At 73.4% G+C, this 18,518-nt stretch carries 14 protein-coding genes; 12 read left to right on the top strand and 2 right to left on the bottom strand.

The features are described from left to right. Window positions 1–185: 185 nt before the first annotated feature. From hflX to panD, 5 genes are all read left to right on the top strand, one after another. Complete coding sequence (gene hflX, locus ACIBPC_RS17745; RefSeq protein WP_362960579.1) at window positions 186–1,670, top strand: GTPase HflX; 1,485 nt, start codon at window positions 186–188, stop codon at window positions 1,668–1,670. Between the two features lie 175 nt (window positions 1,671–1,845). Further along, window positions 1,846–2,277 carry a cold-shock protein gene (locus ACIBPC_RS17740; protein ID WP_398845528.1) on the top strand — a complete coding sequence of 144 codons (432 nt, stop codon included), beginning with the start codon at window positions 1,846–1,848 and terminating at the stop codon, window positions 2,275–2,277. A gap of 96 nt (window positions 2,278–2,373) precedes the next feature. Continuing rightward, window positions 2,374–2,964 carry an ArsR/SmtB family transcription factor gene (locus tag ACIBPC_RS17735; protein ID WP_398845526.1) on the top strand — a complete coding sequence of 197 codons (591 nt, stop codon included), beginning with the start codon at window positions 2,374–2,376 and terminating at the stop codon, window positions 2,962–2,964. Continuing rightward, on the top strand, window positions 2,961–4,238 hold the full coding sequence (locus ACIBPC_RS17730; protein ID WP_398845523.1) for an MFS transporter: 1,278 nt from the start codon (window positions 2,961–2,963) through the stop codon (window positions 4,236–4,238). The genes ACIBPC_RS17735 and ACIBPC_RS17730 overlap by 4 nt, the downstream gene beginning before the upstream one ends. Next, the gene (gene panD, locus ACIBPC_RS17725; RefSeq protein WP_362960574.1) at window positions 4,235–4,657 is read left to right on the top strand and encodes an aspartate 1-decarboxylase; all 423 of its coding nucleotides are present in this window, start codon (window positions 4,235–4,237) and stop codon (window positions 4,655–4,657) included. The genes ACIBPC_RS17730 and panD overlap by 4 nt, the downstream gene beginning before the upstream one ends. 78 nt (window positions 4,658–4,735) lie before the next feature. Here panD and ACIBPC_RS17720 read toward each other — a convergent pair whose 3' ends face one another. After that, entirely contained in the window at window positions 4,736–5,989 is a 1,254-nt protein-coding gene (locus ACIBPC_RS17720) for a trypsin-like serine peptidase (protein WP_398845520.1), read from the bottom strand. A gap of 276 nt (window positions 5,990–6,265) precedes the next feature. Here ACIBPC_RS17720 and ACIBPC_RS17715 point away from each other — a divergent pair, with 276 nt between their 5' ends. The 4 genes from ACIBPC_RS17715 (at window position 6,266) to ACIBPC_RS17700 (ending at window position 12,707) form a co-directional block, all read left to right on the top strand. Then, the gene (locus ACIBPC_RS17715; protein WP_398845518.1) at window positions 6,266–8,197 is read left to right on the top strand and encodes an IucA/IucC family protein; all 1,932 of its coding nucleotides are present in this window, start codon (window positions 6,266–6,268) and stop codon (window positions 8,195–8,197) included. 10 nt (window positions 8,198–8,207) lie between these two features. Beyond that, a complete protein-coding gene (locus tag ACIBPC_RS17710; protein ID WP_398845516.1) occupies window positions 8,208–8,828 on the top strand; it encodes a GNAT family N-acetyltransferase in 621 nt (206 codons plus the stop codon). Window positions 8,829–8,846: 18 nt separating this feature from the next. Next, on the top strand, window positions 8,847–10,622 hold the full coding sequence (locus tag ACIBPC_RS17705) for an IucA/IucC family protein (RefSeq protein WP_398845514.1): 1,776 nt from the start codon (window positions 8,847–8,849) through the stop codon (window positions 10,620–10,622). A gap of 87 nt (window positions 10,623–10,709) precedes the next feature. Beyond that, window positions 10,710–12,707 (top strand): ATP-dependent DNA helicase, encoded by a 1,998-nt coding sequence (locus ACIBPC_RS17700; protein ID WP_398845512.1) that lies wholly within the window; start codon window positions 10,710–10,712, stop codon window positions 12,705–12,707. Between the two features lie 20 nt (window positions 12,708–12,727). On the opposite strand, the gene lexA is transcribed toward ACIBPC_RS17700, so the two are convergent. After that, on the bottom strand, window positions 12,728–13,489 hold the full coding sequence (gene lexA / locus ACIBPC_RS17695) for a transcriptional repressor LexA (protein WP_398845509.1): 762 nt from the start codon (window positions 13,487–13,489) through the stop codon (window positions 12,728–12,730). 480 nt (window positions 13,490–13,969) lie between these two features. Between lexA and nrdR the strand changes: the two genes are divergently transcribed. The 3 genes from nrdR (at window position 13,970) to ACIBPC_RS17680 (ending at window position 18,485) form a co-directional block, all read left to right on the top strand. Further along, on the top strand, window positions 13,970–14,476 hold the full coding sequence (nrdR, locus tag ACIBPC_RS17690) for a transcriptional regulator NrdR (protein WP_362960554.1): 507 nt from the start codon (window positions 13,970–13,972) through the stop codon (window positions 14,474–14,476). A gap of 177 nt (window positions 14,477–14,653) precedes the next feature. Then, on the top strand, window positions 14,654–17,551 hold the full coding sequence (locus ACIBPC_RS17685; RefSeq protein WP_398845506.1) for a vitamin B12-dependent ribonucleotide reductase: 2,898 nt from the start codon (window positions 14,654–14,656) through the stop codon (window positions 17,549–17,551). A 139-nt stretch (window positions 17,552–17,690) separates the two neighbouring features. Then, entirely contained in the window at window positions 17,691–18,485 is a 795-nt protein-coding gene (locus ACIBPC_RS17680) for an SDR family oxidoreductase (RefSeq protein WP_398845504.1), read from the top strand. Window positions 18,486–18,518: the final 33 nt, after the last annotated feature.

Below are 18,518 nucleotides of genomic sequence, written 5' to 3'. Positions count from 1 at the left end.
CCGCCCGGCGTGGCGTGGCGCGCCTTATCCGGATGACGCCTCAGGGACGCCCGTGCGACGATGGAAGCCGGTCCGCGGGCGCCGTCCCGCGGGGAATCTTCCGGGCCTCCCGGACGTTCTCCCGACCGAACACCCGCCGGCGGCGGCAGCCAGCTCCACCGGCATCACCCGACCTAAGGATCGCATTGACCTTCTCTTCCCTTCCACAGGACAACCAGCGCCGCACGGGCGAGCGCCGGGCCGACGCCCTGATGGATGAGGACGTCGCCTGGAACGACAACGAGGCGCGGGACGGTGAGCAGTTCGACCGCGAGGAGCGTGCCGCGCTCCGCCGCGTCGCCGGTCTGTCCACCGAACTGCAGGACGTCACCGAGGTCGAGTACCGGCAGCTGCGCCTGGAGCGCGTCGTGCTCGTCGGCGTCTGGACCTCCGGCACCATGCGCGACGCGGAGAACTCGCTGGCCGAGCTGGCCGCACTCGCCGAGACGGCGGGCGCGCTCGTGCTCGACGGCGTCATCCAGCGCCGGGACAAGCCCGATCCGGCCACCTACATCGGCTCGGGCAAGGCCATCGAGCTGCGGGACCTCGTCCTGGAGACCGGGGCCGACACCGTCGTGTGCGACGGTGAGCTGAGCCCCGGCCAGCTGATCCACCTGGAGGACGTCGTCAAGGTCAAGGTGGTCGACAGGACCGCCCTGATCCTCGACATCTTCGCCCAGCACGCCAAGTCCCGCGAGGGCAAGGCGCAGGTGTCGCTGGCGCAGATGCAGTACATGCTGCCCAGGCTGCGCGGCTGGGGCCAGTCGCTGTCGCGCCAGATGGGCGGCGGCGGGTCGAGCAGCGGTGGCGGCGGCATGGCCACCCGCGGTCCCGGTGAGACCAAGATCGAGACCGACCGGCGCCGCATCCGCGAGAAGATGGCGAAGATGCGCCGGGAGATCGCCGAGATGCGGACCGGCCGCGAGGTGAAGCGGCAGGAGCGCAAGCGCAACAAGGTGCCCTCCGTCGCCATCGCGGGCTACACCAACGCGGGCAAGTCCTCGCTGCTCAACCAGCTCACGGGCGCCGGTGTCCTGGTGGAGAACGCGCTGTTCGCCACCCTGGACCCGACGGTCCGCAGGGCCGAGACGCCCGGCGGCCGCGCGTACACCCTCACCGACACCGTCGGTTTCGTGCGGCACCTGCCGCACGACCTGGTCGAGGCCTTCCGCTCCACGATGGAGGAGGTCGGCGACGCCGACCTGATCCTCCATGTCGTGGACGGCTCGCACCCGGTGCCAGAGGAGCAGCTCGCGGCGGTCCGCTCGGTCATCAGCGAGGTCGGGGCGCACGACATCCCCGAGATCGTCGTCGTCAACAAGACGGACGTCGCCGACGAGTTGGTGCTCCAGCGGCTCATGCGCGCCGAGAAGGACGCTATCGCCGTCTCCGCGCACTCCGGCGCGGGGATCGACGAACTGCTCGCCCTGATCGACGAGCGGCTGCCGCGTCCCGCGGTGGAGCTGACGGCGCTCGTCCCGTACACGGAGGGCGCGCTCGTCGCCCGGGTGCACGCCGAGGGCGAGATCCTCTCCCAGGAGCACACGGACGAGGGCACGCTGCTCAGCGCCCAGGTGCACGAGGAACTGGCGGCACTGCTCGAACCGTACGCCCCCGCGTCACGCGGCTGACCACTCCGCACCCGAAGGCCCCGGCCCCCCGCCTCCCGGTGGGGGCCGGGGCCTTCGCGTTCGCCCCGTCGCGAGCCCCCGCGTACCATCCGGCATGGTGTGGCGACCGCGTCGGGAAGTCCTTTCCCGGCGGCCAGGCGCGCCCAGGTGTCTGCGGTAGAGGTGGAGGTCCGCCGTGTTGGCGACAGGGAAGATCGCGCGGTTCGACGAGACCCGCGGTTACGGGTTCATCGTCCCGGACGACGGTGACGAGGACGTGTTCATGCACGCCAACGACCTGGTGGAGGAGGAACACCTGTACCAGGCCGGGCGGCGCGTCGAGTACTTCCTCGAAGAGGGCGACAAGGGGCCGAAGGCGGGGAAGGTCCGGCTGCTCCGCCAGTCGCCGTCCTCCGAGCCGGCCACCGGCCACCGGAGCGCCCCGGCACAGCGCCCCCTGCCGGACATCGACGCGGACTACGACGTCCTGACCGCCGCCGAGTTCAGGGCCGAGGTGACCGAGGCACTGATCGAGTCGGACCCGACGCTCACCGCCGGACAGCTGCAGCACGTACGGCAGCGCCTGCTCCGCCTGGCCGAGGCCCACGGCTGGGTGGACTCCGTCTGACGCGGCCTCCCGTGCCGCCCGGCCCGTCGGCGCCATCTTGACCGGGCGGCACCGCGGAGGAGAATCCCACCCAGTTCTGAAAGGATGGTTTCAGATATGGGTGACAGGGAGCCGGACCGCAAGCGGATCCGGGACGTCTCGCTGATGCGCGCGCTGGCACACCCGTTGCGGAGCGAACTGCTCGGCTACCTGATGGCGATCGGGCCCCGCACCGCGAGCCAGTGCGCGGCGTCGGTCGGCTCGACGCCGTCGAACTGCAGCTGGCACCTGCGGCAGCTCGCCCGCTTCGGCCTGGTCGAGCGCGCGGAGGCGGACGACGGCCGCGAGCGCCCCTGGCGCGCCTGCCAGGTGGGGCTCGAACTGGGCCCGTTCGACGACGACACCGCGCGGCGCAGTGCCCAGCTGAGCGTCACGGCCGAGATGCTGCGCCGGCAGGACCGGCTCACACAGCGCTTCCTCGACTCCCTCGGCGACCTCGATCGCCCCTGGCAGGAGGCCATGGCGTTGAACGACTACGCGCTCCTCGCCACCGCCCGCGAACTGCGTGAGCTGATCGGGGCCCTCGACGCGCTGGTCCGCCCCTTCATACAGGCCAACCGGACCGACGCCCCGCCGGAGGCCGCGCCGGTGCACCTCGGGCTGCGCACGTTCCTGCGCTTGGAGGCCGACGGGCGAGCGGACGTGTGACGGGGCCCCGGGCCCTCTTACGCGACGCGGCGTTCGGCCGCGTCTGGGCCGCGTCGTTCGCCTCGGAGACCGCCGAGTGGATCGTCCAGGTGGCCCTCCCGCTGTACGTCTACCGGGAGACGGGGTCGGCGGCGCTGCTGGCGGCGGGGATGACGCTGGGGCTGCTGTCGGGCCTCGTGGTGAGCCCGGTCGCCGGTCTCGTGGTGGACCGGGTGGACCGGCGGCGGCTCATGTGCCTGGTCAGCCTCGTGCAGGCCGTGACGGTCCTGCCGCTGCTCGCCGTGTCGGCGCGCACGCCGCTGGCGCCGGTCCTCGCGGTCATGGCCCTCCAGGCCGGGCTCGCGGCGCTGTTCGAGCCCGCGCGGAACGCGCTGATCCCCCGGCTGGTCGGCGCCCCGGCCATTCCGGCGGCCAACGGGCTGATGGGCGTCGGGACCAACCTGGCACGCCTCCTCGGGGCCTGGCTCGGCGGCCTCACGCTGCAACTCGGCGGACTGCGCCCGGTGGTGGGCGCCTACGTCGCCCTCCTGGCCGTGACGGCGGCCCTGCTGGCGCGCCGGCTTCCGGGCACCGGGGAACGGGCCGCGACCGCCGAGCGGGAGTCGCTGGGGAAGGCGGCGCTCCGGGGAATGACCGAGATCGCGGGCAGGCGTGCATTGCGCAGGACCGTCGGGGTGTTCGGCGTGATGTCGCTGGCCCAGGGCATGTTCCTCGTGCTCTTCGTGCTCTTCGTGCGGGAACGGCTCGGCGGCGGCGAGGGCGATGTCGGCCTGCTGCGCGGCGTCCAGGCGGTCGGTGGCCTGGCGGCCGGGCTGCTGCTCGGCGTGCTCGCCGGGAAGGCGGACCCCGCCCGGCTGCTCGGCTGGTCCCTCCTCGCCCTCGGCGGCCTCTCCGCCCTGATCTGGAACGGCGCGGGGCTGGTCCACGCGATCCCCGCGCACGCCGTTTTCTTCGCCCTCCTCGGCGCACCGGCCGTACTCACCGGCGCGGGCCTCCTCTCCCTGCTCCAGACCGGGAGCGGCGACGAGTCGATGGGCAGGGTGCTCGGCATGGCCCTCGCCGTCGGCGCGGCATGCCAGGCCGCGGGCATGCAGGCGGCGGGCGCGCTGGCCGGGACGGTGCCCCTGACCGGCCTCCTCGACGTCCAGGCGGGGCTGTACCTGCTGGCGGGCGCCCTGGCCCTCGCCTGGGCCGGCCGCCGATGTACGCTGGAGAAACCGCCCTTGACCTGCGTTGACCAGGCAGGGAGCCGAGATCCGGGAGCATTCCAATGATGCGCACCATGTTCAAGTCCAAGATCCACCGTGCCACGGTGACCGAGTCGGACCTGCACTATGTCGGGTCGGTCACCGTCGACGCCGACCTGATGGACGCCGCCGACCTGCTGCCCGGCGAGCAGGTCCACATCGTCGACATCGACAACGGCAACCGGCTGGAGACGTACGTCATCGAGGGCGCGCGCGGGTCGGGCGTCATCGGGATCAACGGCGCCGCCGCCCACCTCGTGTCGCCCGGCGACCTGGTCATCCTGATCAGCTACGCGCAGGTCGACGACGCCGAGGCGCGCGCCCTGCGGCCGGCGGTCGTCCACGTCGACGCGGCCAACCGCGTCGTGCGCCTCGGCGACGACCCCTCCGAGCCGGTGCCCGGCGGCCGGACGGAGCGCAGCCCGTACGCCGTCCCGCGCGCCTGACCGTACGCCGGAGGCCCGGTACCCGTTCCCCGGAAGGGAAGGACGGGCACCGGGCCTCCGGCGTGTGCGCGGGCGGGCTCAGCCGACCTGCGCGCTGACGTGCTCCAGGACGCCCTGCGCCTCGTCGTCGAGCCGCGGCCCGGCGAGCCAGGTGCTCTCCATCGGGCCGATCGAGTTGACCGAGACCAGTTCCGCCTGGCCGTCCCCGTTGGTCCGCAGCCAGGGACCGCCGGAGGCGCCGCTGGTCATCGTGCAGCCGGCCCAGTACATGACGGGCATCGAGGCGTCCAGCGACAGGCGGCCGGGCTCGGCGGTGCAGCGGTACATCGCCACGCCGTCGTACGGGGCGGCCTCGGGGAAGCCGTAGAGGGTGACCGTGCCCAGGCCGGAGACGGCGGGGGCGTCGAAGTTGACGGGCACCGCGGCGCCGACCGTCTCCTCCAGCGACAGGCCCGTGTCCTCCATGGGCTGGACGGACATGACGGCGAAGTCGCCGTGCGCGCCGTCGCCGCCGGACTCGGTGCCGTTGTCGATCCAGTACTGGGTGGTCGAGACGTAGTCGGCCCAGAAGGCGCCGTACGGGGCGACCTGCTCGTAGGCCACCGACTCCGAGTAGACCTGGTCGGCCGGGAGGCCGCCGTTGTTGAACGCGGGGATGAACTGGATGTTCCGGTACCAGCCGCCGCCCGCGCCCGCGTGCACGCAGTGGCCCGCGGTGGCGACGAGGTTGGACTGCCCCGGGTGCGCCGGGTCCTGGATCACCGTGCCGGAGCAGACCATCGGCCCGTCGGGGCTGTCGAAGAACACCTTGCCGACCGGCGCGCCGTTCTCCGTGTAGGGCATCGGCACGGCCTCGGCCTCGATCGCGGAGGGCTCGGGGTCGGTGACGCCGCGGTCGCCCATCGGGTCGTTCTCGGCGGGCGTCTCGGGGTTCGGGTCCTCCTCGATCTCGCCCTCGTCGATGGACTGGCCCGGGTCCTCGGCCTCGCCCATGCGCTCGGTGTCCCAGAGGCCCTCGATGATCGGGTTGACGAACTCGCCGATGTCGCGCAGCCAGTTGTCGCTGTCCCAGTTCTCCCAGCCGCCGTCGAGCCACGCCTGCAGGTCGAAGTCGAACGGCAGGTTGTCGATCAGGTCCTGCAGTTCGTCGCCCGACCCGCCGTCCGCGCCCTGCTCCGGGTCGTCGGCCGCCGACGTCTCCCCGGACGGCTGCGCCAGCCCGTTGCCCTCGTCGTCACCGCCGCAGGCCGTGGCGGTCAGCGCGAGACATGCGGCCAGGGACGTGGCCGCGAGAGCGGCGCGGCGGCGCGACCGTCTGCGTATGGATGACATGGGTGGTATCCCCCTGCGTTGCTCGGGCAGCTGGTGCTCGTCCGTCGTCCGGCACGGTGACGTCCGCGGGCCGGGACGTCCCCACTATGCCGGTGACCATGTGGACGGCCGAAGCCGGGTCCCCGGTTCCCCCGCGCGGCGGCGGGCCGGGGCGGACGGGCCGGTGGGGAAGCCTAAACGATCTACGTTCCGGCCGTGATCAGGCGGGCGGACGGTCGTTGGTACGGATGGAGGACCCCCGCTGATACCACCGGTATGACAGACAAGGTGACAAGGATGAACCCACGCTCCCGTCCCGACAGCGTCCCGGGCCGTGAGCGCCGGGCGCTCCATCCCCGGTCGCCCCGGCCGAGGGAGGCCGCCGTGCCGCGCCAGTCCGGGCCGGGCGGCGCCCAGCCCGCCGCTGCGGGCGCCTCCCGGCCGTGGCCGACCGGCGCCGATCCGCTGGAGCACCCCGACCCGGCGCTCGCCGCCGACGCCGCCGCCGTCGAGAGCCTGCTGCGCTGCTGGGTGCGCGAGACCGCCGTGGAACGTCCGGCCGACGACGTCCTGCGGCTGCCGCTCACCGCATCCGGGGCCGTCCTGCGCGTACCGGTCCGCTACTGGTCGGCGACCGGGATGCACCGCTTCGGCCCGGCCGTCCTCGACGCCGCGCCGCCAGGGGCCGCCTCCGCCGACGCCGTCACCGTCGCCGCCCTCCTCGGTCGCGAGGCCGCGTACGCGCTCGGCGGCGGGCGGGCGGCCGAGACGACGGACCTGGTCGGCCGCGTCGCCGACTCCGCCGCCCGCACCGCCGTCTTCCTCGCCGACCGGCGCGCCGCACCCGGACCGGGCGCGCACGGCGACCCGTTCCTTGAGGCCGAGCAGTCCATGCTGCTCGGGCACGCGCTCCACCCGACGCCCAAGAGCCGCGAGGGTCTGGCCGGGGACGACGCGCGCCGCTGCTCGCCGGAGCTGCGGGGCTCGTTCCGTCTGCACTGGTTCGCCGTGCACCGGTCGGTGCTCGCCGCCGACTCGGCGTGGACCGAACGGGGCGCGGCCGTCCGCGCCGAGGTCCTGGCCGCGCGGCTCGCCGCCGACGCCTTCACCACGGCGCCGCCCGCCGACACCGTCCCGCTGCCGCTGCACCCCTGGCAGGCGCGCGAGATCGTGCACCGCCCGGCCGTCGCCGCCCTGCTGTCCGCCGGGCTGCTCCACGACCTCGGCGAGGGCGGTCCGCACTGGTACCCCACGTCGTCGGTGCGCACGGTCCACCGGCCCGGCGGGCCCGCGATGCTCAAGCTGTCGCTCGCCCTGCGCATCACCAACTCCCGCCGCGAGAACCTGCGCAAGGAGATGCACCGAGGCGTCGAGGTGCACCGGCTGCTCCGCTCCGGTCTCGCGCAGGAGTGGCGCGCCGCCTTCCCCGACGGCGCGGGCTTCGACATCGTGCGCGATCCGGCGTGGCTCGCCGTGGACGACACGGACGGCAGGCCCGTTCCCGGGCTGGACACGCTGCTGCGCCACAACCCGTTCGGGGCGCGGGACGACGTGACGTGCCTGGCGGCCTTGACGGCGGCGCGGCCCTGGCCCGGCCGCCCCGAGACGCAGCTGCGCTCCCGGCTCGCGCGGATCGTCGACGCCCTGGCCGGGCGGACCGGGCGGGGGCGCCGTGCCGTCGCGGCGGAGTGGCTGCTGCGCTACCTGCGGGCCGTCGTCCGCCCGCTGCTGTGGCTGGACGCGCACGCCGGGATCGCCCTGGAGGCGCACCAGCAGAACACCCTGGTGGTGCTCGACCCGGACGGCTGGCCCGTGGGCGGCCGGTTCCGCGACAACCAGGGCTACTACTTCCGCGAGTCCCACCGCGAGGCGCTGCAGCGGCGGCTGCCCGGCATCGGCGAGCGCTCCGACACGTTCGTCACCGACCAGGTCACCGACGAGCGGTTCGCGTACTACCTCGGCGTCAACAACGTCCTCGGCCTCGTCGGCGCGCTGGGCGCCGAACGCCTGGCGGACGAGGCGCTGCTGCTGGCCGCCCTGCGCGGCTTCCTCACCGAGGAGGCGCGGGGCGGGACGGTGTCGCCGCTGGTCACGCACCTCCTCACGTCCCGCACGCTCCGCTGCAAGGCCAACCTCCTGACGCGGCTGCACGGCCTGGACGAGCTGGTCGGGCCGGTGGACGGACAGTCGCACTACGTGACGCTGGACAACCCCCTGGTCGTCCGCTGAAGGAGCCGCCGTGTCCCACCCCGCCATACGACCCGGCGGTGTCCCCGGCCGCGCTTCTGCGGAGGACATCGCCCGCTGGGCCCCGGCCGGCACGCCCGCCGGGGAGTTCCGCCTGGTGCCCGTCCGGCCGGCGGCCGACCTGCCCCTGATCGCGGCATGGATGAACGACCCGGTGGTGGACGCGTTCTGGCAGCTCGCGGGCCCCCGGGAACGCACCGCCGCGCACCTCGCCGCCCAACTCGGCGGTGACGGCGACAGCGTCCCCTGCCTCGGGCTGCTGGACGGCACGCCCATGAGCTACTGGGAGGTCTACCGCGCCGACCTCGACCCGCTGGCCGCGCACTACGCGGCCCGCCCCCACGACACCGGGCTGCACCTGCTGATCGGCCCCGCGCGGTACCGCGGGCGCGGCCTCGGCACTGCTCTGCTGCGCGCCACCGCCGGGCTGGTCCTCGCGCACCGGCCGCACTGCCCCCGGGTCGTCGCCGAACCCGACGTGCGCAACGCCGCCTCCGTCGCCGCCTTCCGCGCCGCCGGGTTCCGCCTGGCGCGCGAGATCGAGCTGCCGGACAAACGCGCCGCGCTCATGCTCCGGGAACGGCGGCCCCGGCGACCGTTCACCCGTCCCTGACCGAGGAGGACAAGCGGAATGCCACCGTCACCGACACCCCACGGGCCAGAGCCCGATGCAGGCGCGCGCTGGCGCCGCGCCGCCCGCGCGCTGTTCGCGAAGACGCTCGGCGAGTTCGCGTACGAGGGGATCATCGCGCCGCGGCCCGACGCCCCGGGCGCAGAAACGTACCGGCTGCCCGTCCCGGCGGGGCCCACGTACCGCTTCCGCGCCCGCCGCGGCGCGTACGGGCACTGGCGCGTCGACCCGGACTCCATCGAACCGTCCGCCGACCCCCTTGAGTTCGTCGCCCAGGCGCACGACATCCTCCTCGGCATGCAGGGCGACACCACCGGCCACCTCCTGCGCGAACTGACCGCCACGCTCAGCGCCGACGTCCGCCTGGCCGCCGACGCGCCGACCGCCGCCGCCCTCGCCGACCTCGACCACACCGCGCTCGAAGGCCACCAGACCGGCCACCCCTGGCTCGTCGCCAGCAAGGGCCGCGTCGGCTTCTCCGCGTCCGACGCCGCGCGCTGGGCGCCCGAGGCCCGCGTGCCCGGCCCCCTGCCGTGGCTCGCCGTCCACCGCGACCTGGCCCGTTACCGGGGCGTGCCGGGCCTCGACACCCCCGAACTGCTCTACGCCGACGAACTGTCCGACGCCACCCGCGCCGCCTTCGCCGCCACCGTCGCCGACCGCGGACGCGACCCGGCCCGCTACCTGTGGCTGCCCGTGCACCCCTGGCAGTGGGACGAGACCATCGCGCCGCTCTACGCCCCGCAGATCGCCGACGACGGGCTGATACCCCTGCCCACCGACGGCGACCTGCGGCTGCCGCAGCAGTCGATCCGCACGTTCCTCAACGTCAGCCGCCCGCACGCCCGTACCGTCAAGCTCCCGCTGTCCATCCTCAACACCCTCGTCTACCGCGGCCTGCCGACCCGGCGCACCGTCGCCGCGCCCGCCGTCACGGCCTGGGTGCACGGGCTGCGCGACACCGACCCGTACCTCGCCGAGGAGACGCGGCCCGTCCTGCTGGGGGAGACGGCCTCCGTGTCCGTCGAACACCCGCTGTACGACCGGCTGCCGACCGTGCCGTACCAGTACCGGGAACTGCTCGGCTGCATCTGGCGCGAGCCGATCGGCCCGTTCCTCACCCCGGGGGAACGGCCGCGCACGCTCGCCGCGCTGCTGTGGACCGACCCCGCGGGGCGGGCGCTCACCACCGAACTCGTCGCCCGCTCGGGACTGCCCGCGCGCGACTGGCTGCGCCACCTCTGCCACGCCCTGCTGCCGCCGCTGCTGCACTTCCTGTACCGCTACGGCACGGTCTTCTCGCCGCACGGGGAGAACGCCCTGGTGGTCTTCGACGAGCGGGAGGTGCCCGTGCGGCTGGCGGTCAAGGACTTCGTGGACGACGTGAACCTGAGCGCCGTCCCGCTGCCGGAGCTGGAGAGCGTGCCGGGGCCGGTGCGTGAGGTGCTGCTGACGGAGCCGCCCGCGTTCCTCACGCAGTTCATCCACTCCGGGCTCTTCGTGGGGGTCTTCCGGTATCTGGCGCCGCTGTGCGAGGAGCAGCTGGGCGTCCCCGAGGGGGAGTTCTGGTCACTCGTCCGGGCGGAAATCCTGGCCTACCAGGCGCGGTTCCCCGAGTTGAAGAACCGCTTCGAGACGTTCGACCTGCTGGCGCCGCGCATCGACCGGCTCTGCCTGAACCGCAACCGGCTCCACCTCGACGGCTACCGCGACCGCGCCGAACGGCCGCACGCCGCTGTGCACGGTACCGTCGCCAACCCGCTGCACGCCCTCTGACGGGGCCGCCGCGCCCGTGCCGCCCGGATGGCCGGAAGTGCTCGGGCGTCGGCGGCTGTCAGTGCCGCCGCGTAAGGTGACTGCCCTATGACTGCGACATCGGGGAAGCCCGCCCTCCGCGACCTGCTGCACGCCTCCGTGACCGCCGTCGGCGGCACGGAACGCCCAGGTCAGGTCGCCATGGCCGAGGCCGTCGCCGAGGCGATCGAGGGCGGCACGCACCTGCTGGTCCAGGCCGGGACGGGCACCGGCAAGTCCCTGGGTTACCTGGTGCCCGCCATCGCCCAGGGCGACCGCGTCGTGATCGCCACGGCGACGCTCGCCCTCCAGCGGCAGCTGGTCGAACGGGACCTGCCCCGCACCGTCGAGGCGCTGCACCCGGTCCTGCGCCGCCGCCCCGAGTTCGCCACGCTCAAGGGCCGCTCGAACTACCTCTGCCTCCACCGCCTCCACGAGGGCGTCCCGCAGGACGAACAGGACGGCCTCTTCGACCAGTTCGAGGCCGTCCAGGCCGCGGGACCGCCCAGCAGCAGGCTCGGCAAGGACCTGCTGCGGCTGCGCGACTGGGCGGACGAGACGGAGAGCGGCGACCGCGACGAGCTGAGCCCAGGCGTCTCCGACCGCGCGTGGGCGCAGGTGTCCGTCTCGTCCCGCGAATGCCTCGGGGCGAGCCGCTGCGCGTACGGCGCGGAGTGCTTCGCCGAGGCCGCGCGCGAGCAGGCGAAGCTGGCCGAGGTGATCGTCACGAACCACGCGCTGCTCGCCATCGACGCGATCGAGGGCGCCCCCGTCCTGCCGGGGCACGACGTGCTGGTCGTGGACGAGGCGCACGAGCTGGTGTCCCGCGTCACGGGGGTGGCGACGGGTGAGCTGACGCCCGGCTCGGTCAGCCGCGCGGTGCGCCGGGCCGCGAAGCTCGTGGACGAGAAGGTCGCGGACCAGCTCCAGACCGCGTCCGAGACGTTCGAGCGGCTGATGGAACTGGCGCTTCCCGGCCGTCTGGAGAAGCTCCCCGAGGACCTGGGGTACGCGCTGGCGGCGCTGCGCGACGCGTCCCGCGCGGTCATCTCGGCTCTCGGGAACACGCGGGACACCTCCGTGGCGGACGAGGACGCGGTGCGCAAGCAGGCGCTCGCCTCGATCGAGACCGTGCAGGACGTGGCGGAGCGGATCGTCCAGCAGTCGGAGTACGACGTCGTGTGGTGCGAACGGCACGACCGGTACGGCGCGTCCCTGCGCGTCGCGCCGCTGTCCGTCTCGGGGCTGCTGCGGGACAAGCTCTTCACCGAGCGCTCGGTCGTCCTCACCTCGGCGACCCTCAAGCTGGGCGGCGACTTCAACGGGGTCGGGGCGTCCCTCGGCCTGGCCCCCGAGGGGCAGCACGGGGACGACGCGCCGGAGTGGAAGGGCCTGGACGTCGGGTCGCCGTTCGACTACCGCAGGCAGGGCATCCTCTATGTCGCGCAGCACCTGTCGCCGCCCGGCCGGGACGCCGGCCGCCCGGACATGATGGACGAGCTGGCGGAGCTGGTCGAGGCGGCCGGCGGGCGGACGCTCGGCCTGTTCTCCTCGATGCGGGGCGCGCAGACCGCCGCCGAGGAGATCCGGGGGCGGCTGGACGTGCCCGTGCTGCTCCAGGGCGAGGAGACGCTCGGCGAGCTGATCAGGAACTTCGCCGAGGACGAGCGGACCTGCCTGTTCGGCACGCTGTCGCTGTGGCAGGGCGTGGACGTGCCGGGCCCGAGCTGCCAGCTGGTGGTGATGGACCGCATCCCGTTCCCCCGGCCGGACGATCCGCTGGTCACCGCGCGGCAGAAGGCCGTGGAGGAGGCGGGGGGCAATGGCTTCATGGCTGTCGCGGCGACGCACGCGGCGCTGCTGATGGCCCAGGGCGCCGGGCGGCTGGTGCGGGCGACGGGTGACCGCGGGGTGGTCGCGGTCCTGGACCCGCGGCTCGCCAAGGCGAGGTACGGCAGCTTCCTGCGGGCCTCGATGCCGGACTTCTGGTACACGACGGACCGCAATCAGGTCCGGCGCTCCCTGGCGGCGATCGACGCGGCAGCCCGGGGCACCGCCGCGTCGTGAGGGACGGCGTGCGGGGGTGGTCAGACGCGGCGCATGACGGCGACGACCTTGCCGAGGATCGTCGCCTCGTCGCCGGGGATCGGCTGGTAGGCGGCGTTGTGCGGGAGCAGCCAGATCTGCCCGTCCTCGCGCTTGAAGCGCTTCACGGTCGCCTCGCCGTCCAGCATGGCCGCGACGATGTCGCCGTTCTCGGCGACGGGCTGACGGCGTACGGTCACCCAGTCGCCGTCGCAGATCGCGGCCTCGATCATCGAGTCGCCGACGACCTTGAGGACGAACAGCTCGCCGTCGCCCACGAGCTGGCGGGGGAGCGGGAAGACGTCCTCGACGGACTCCTCGGCCAGGATCGGGCCACCGGCGGCGATCCGGCCGACGAGCGGCACGTAGGAGGCGGCGGGCTTGCCCGCGGTGTCGGCGGCCTGCGGCGCGGGCGTCTCGGCGCCGCGCACCTCGTACGCGCGGGGGCGGTGCGGGTCGCGGCGCAGGAAGCCCTTGCGCTCCAGGGCCATCAGCTGGTGGGCGACGGACGAGGTGCTCGACAGGCCGACGGCCTGGCCGATCTCCCGCATGGACGGGGGGTAGCCGCGGCGCTGCACGGAGTCGCGGATGACCTCGATGACCCGGCGCTGCCGGTCGGTGAGGCCGGAGCTGTCGGCCCTGATCCCGGGGGGGCGGCCGGGCATCGCGCGGGGGGGCGCGTTGAGCGGTGCGGCCACGGGACCTGCGGGCCTGTCCTGGCGGCGCTCGGCGGCGGTGATGGCGTCGTCTGCTGCGGTGGTCACTGTCGGCCCCTTCTCAGGCTGGTACTCCCTAGTCACACAACGGTAGTTGGTATCGAAAGGTTGCGCCAAACACACGTTCGAGTGAAAAATCGCTGATCAGTACACGTGATCAAGGATCTGGGTGTATTGCGATCACACAGTAACGGGGGACCGGGTGCGAACGGTAACCGCCCCGTGCGATAGCCTCCCGTGCGACGCCCTCCAGGGGCGGGCCCAGGGCGCGCCGCGCCGTCCCGCCGCGACCGCGACACGCGCGACCGGCTGATGGCAGCCTAACCCTAGATCTAGTGGTTTGATGTCCCGCGGCTCCCCACAAATTGTGGTCCCGCTGCGCCACCCGCGCCGCGGATCGCCTATGCTGGGAACCACTCGACGGGCGTGCGGAACGCCTGCCGGGGACGGCGCGGACGCGTACCCGCACACCGCGCCGGACACGCTGGGTAACCGATGTCGCGTCAGTCGCGAGAAGGGACGGAGACCGTGCACTGCCCCTTCTGCCGCCATCCCGACAGCCGTGTCGTGGACAGCAGGACGGCCGACGACGGCACCACGATCCGCCGCCGCCGCCAGTGCCCGACCTGCTCGCGGCGCTTCACCACGGTCGAGACGGCGTCGCTCATGGTGATCAAGCGCAGCGGTGTCACCGAGCCCTTCAGCAGGAACAAGGTCATCGCCGGCGTCCGCAAGGCGTGCCAGGGCAGGCCCGTCACCGAGGACGCCCTCGCCCAGCTCGGCCAGCGCGTCGAGGAGGCCGTGCGCGCCACGGGCAGCGCGGAGCTGTCCACGCACGACGTCGGCCTCGCCATACTCGGCCCGCTCCGGGAACTCGACGTCGTCGCCTACCTGCGCTTCGCGTCGGTCTACCGCGCGTTCGACACGCTCGAGGACTTCGAGGCGGCCATCGCCGAACTGCGCGGACGCGAGCGACCACCCGCCGGCGCGGGCGAGGCGCCTGTGCCCGCCGGACGCCCGGCGCCGCCCGGCTGAGTTCCGGTTCCCCGTCCGTCCCGCCGCCCGCACCGGTGGCAAGGAGCGGGGCATGCCCTTCACCACCCACAAGCTCGGCCGGGGCGCTCCCGCGCGCGCCGGTCGCCACCATCACAGACGCGCGGACCGGTCCGAGCCGGTGCGCAACAGGGCGTCATGCCCTCACAGGGAGGCGGAATGACTGAGACGACGAGCGGCCCGGCACGAGGTTCCCGTGCCAGGGGCGGCAAGGGAGTCAAGGGTCTGCGGATCGAACGCGTCCACACCACCCCGGGGGTGCACCCGTACGACGAGGTGGTCTGGGAGCGTCGGGACGTCGTCATGACCAACTGGCGCGACGGCTCGATCAACTTCGAGCAGCGCGGCGTGGAGTTCCCCGACTTCTGGTCGGTGAACGCGGTCAACATCGTCACGAGCAAGTACTTCCGCGGCGCCCTGGGCACCCCGCAGCGGGAGACCGGCCTCAAGCAGCTGATCGACCGCGTCGTGCGGACGTACCGGGCGGCCGGCGAGGAGCACGGCTACTTCGCCGAGCCGGGCGACGCGGAGGTCTTCGAGCACGAGCTGGCGTACGCCCTGCTGCACCAGGTCTTCAGCTTCAACTCGCCGGTGTGGTTCAACGTCGGCACGGCGCAGCCCCAGCAGGTCAGCGCCTGTTTCATCCTGTCCGTCGACGACTCGATGGAGTCGATCCTCGACTGGTACAAGGAAGAGGGGATGATCTTCAAGGGCGGCTCCGGGGCCGGCCTGAACCTCTCCCGCATCCGCTCCTCGAAGGAGCTGCTCACCTCGGGCGGCAACGCCTCGGGACCCGTGTCGTTCATGCGCGGCGCCGACGCCTCGGCCGGGACCATCAAGTCGGGCGGCGCCACCCGCCGCGCGGCCAAGATGGTCGTCCTCGACGTCGACCACCCCGACATCGAGGCGTTCATCGAGACGAAGGTCAAGGAGGAGGAGAAGATCCGCGCCCTGCGCGACGCGGGCTTCGACATGGACCTGGGCGGCGACGACATCACGTCCGTCCAGTACCAGAACGCCAACAACTCCGTCCGTGTGAACGACGAGTTCATGCGGGCCGTGGAGTCCGGCAGCCGGTTCGGGCTGCGGGCGCGGACCACCGGCGAGATCATCGAGGAGGTCGACGCGCGGGCGCTGTTCCGCAGGATGGCGGAGGCCGCCCACGCGTGCGCCGACCCGGGCATCCAGTACGACGACGTGATCAACCACTGGCACACGTCGCCGGAGAGCGGCCGGATCTCGGCGTCCAACCCGTGCAGCGAGTACATGCACCTGGACAACTCCTCGTGCAACCTCGCCTCCCTCAACCTGATGAAGTTCCTGCAGGACGACGGCGAGGGCAACCAGTCGTTCGACGCCGTGCGCTTCGCCAAGGTCGTCGAGCTGGTCATCACGGCGATGGACATCTCCATCTGCTTCGCCGACTTCCCGACGCAGAAGATCGGCGAGACGACCCGCGCGTTCCGCCAGCTCGGCATCGGCTACGCCAACCTCGGCGCCCTGCTGATGGCGACCGGCCACGCGTACGACTCGGACGGCGGGCGCGCGCTCGCGGGCGCGATCACCTCCCTGATGACCGGTACGTCCTACCGCAGGTCCGCCGAACTGGCGGCGGTCGTGGGCCCGTACGACGGCTACGCCCGCAACGCCGACGCCCACAACCGCGTCATGCGCCAGCACGCGGACGCCAACACCGCGGCCGTCCGCACGGACGACCTGGACACGCCGGTGTGGGCCGCCGCCACGGAGGCGTGGCAGGACGTCCTGCGGCTGGGCAAGAAGAACGGTTTCCGCAACGCGCAGGCGTCCGTGCTGGCCCCGACCGGCACGATCGGCCTGATGATGGACTGCGACACGACCGGCGTCGAGCCGGACCTCGCCCTGGTGAAGTTCAAGAAGCTCGTGGGCGGCGGCTCCATGCAGATCGTGAACAACACCGTGCCCAAGGCGCTCAAGCGGCTCGGCTACCAGCCGGAGCAGGTCGAGGCGATCGTGGCGCACATCGCCGAGCACGGCAACGTGGTCGACGCCCCCGGCCTCAAGCAGGAGCACTACGAGGTCTTCGACTGCGCGATGGGCGAGCGGTCCATCGCCCCGATGGGCCACGTCCGCATGATGGCGGCGGCCCAGCCGTTCCTCAGCGGCGCGATCTCCAAGACGGTCAACATGCCGAGCACCAGCACGGCGGACGACGTCGCCCAGATCTACATGGAGGGCTGGAAGCTCGGCGTCAAGGCGCTGGCCGTCTACGTCGAGAACAGCAAGGTCGGCCAGCCGCTGTCCGCGAAGAAGAAGGACGAGGCGAAGGCGGAGGAGCCCGCCGCCGCGGCGGCCGCCGAGCCGGAGCGGGTCGTGGAGTACCGCCCGGTGCGCAAGCGGCTCCCGAAGGGGCGGCCCGGCATCACCACCTCGTTCGAGGTGGGCGGCGCCGAGGGCTACATGACGGCCAACTCGTACCCGGACGACGGCCTCGGCGAGGTCTTCCTGAAGATGTCCAAGCAGGGCTCGACCCTCGCGGGCATGATGGACGCGTTCTCGATCGCCGTCTCGGTCGGCCTCCAGTACGGCGTGCCGCTGGAGACGTACGTCTCGAAGTTCACCAACATGCGGTTCGAGCCGGCCGGTATGACGGACGACCCGGACGTGCGGATGGCGCAGTCGATCGTCGACTACATCTTCCGGCGGCTGGCGCTCGACTTCCTGCCGTTCGAGACGCGGTCGGCGCTCGGCATCCACACGGCGGCCGAGCGGCAGCGGCACCTGGACACGGGGTCGTACGAGCCGGCCGCCGAGGACGTGGACGTCGAGGGGCTGTCCCAGTCGGCGCCCGTGCAGAGCGAGCCGGTGCGCCCGGCCGTCTCCGCCGAGCCCACCGCGCCGCAGCCCGCCGCCGAGCGCCCCGCCCCGCGCGAGGCGCACAGCTCGACGGAGCTGCTGGAGATGCAGCTCGGCCTGAACGCCGACGCGCCGCTGTGCCTCTCCTGCGGCACCAAGATGCGCCGCGCGGGCAGCTGCTACCTCTGCGAGGGCTGCGGCTCCACCAGCGGGTGCAGCTGACGGCGGGCGCCGTCAGGGCGTGAACGCGTGACGGGGGCGGTGGGGCCGGAACAGGCTCCACCGCCCCCGGCGTGCGTGCGTCACCCCGGCGGGCGGTCCCGGGCTGCCGGGCTGCCGGAACGGGCGCAGCCTGGTCCGTATGAGCGACACGATCCTGGTCACCGGCGGCACCGGGGTGCTCGGCCGCGAGGTGGTGGGCAGGCTGGTGAGGGAGGGGAGCGCCGTCCGCCTGCTCAGCCGCCGCTCCCGGCCGCCGGACGCGGACGCGGCGGTGCGGTGGGCCGTCGGCGACCTGGCGACGGGCGAGGGCCTGGACGAGGCGCTGCGCGAGGCAGGCGCGGTGGTGCACTGCGCCACCTCCGGCGGGCGGCGTGACGTCGCCGCGACGGAACGGCTGGTGGCGGCTGCCAGGCGCGCCCGTACGCCGCACTTCCTGTACGTCTCGATCGTCGGTGTCCAGCGGACGCCCTCCATCCCCTACTACCGGGCCAAGCTGGCGTGCGAGCGGGCCGTGCGCGGCAGCGGGCTGCCGTGGACGGTGCTGCGGGCCACGCAGTTCCACAGCCTGGTGGCCCGTGCCGTGCGGGCGCAGCGCCGTTCGCCCGTGGTGGTCACGGCGGGCGGGGGCGTGCGGCTCCAGCCGGTCGACGCGGGTGAGGTGGCGGAGCGGCTCGTGGAGCTGGCCTTGGGCGCGCCCGCCGGGCAGGCCCCGGATGTCGGGGGTCCCGAGATCCGCACGATGGTGGAGCTGACGCGCGAGGTGCTGGCGGCCGACGGCGAACGGCGGCCGGTGCTGCCGCTGCGGCTGCCGGGGAAGGCGTTCCGGGCGCTGCGGGGCGGTGCGCTGCTCGCGCCGGGCCGGGCGGTGGGGCGGGTGACGTTCGAGGACTACCTCGCGGGTGCGCGTGCCGGAGGGGTCTCCGGACGCCCGTAGGACCGCCCGGAGACGATGGCCGTACGATGGCGC

This window comes from Streptomyces sp. NPDC049879, assembly GCF_044461265.1.
Classification (GTDB): Bacteria; Actinomycetota; Actinomycetes; order Streptomycetales; family Streptomycetaceae; genus Streptomyces.
Note: the sequence above shows the minus strand (reverse complement) of the source record. Positions and strands in the feature narration are given on the sequence as shown.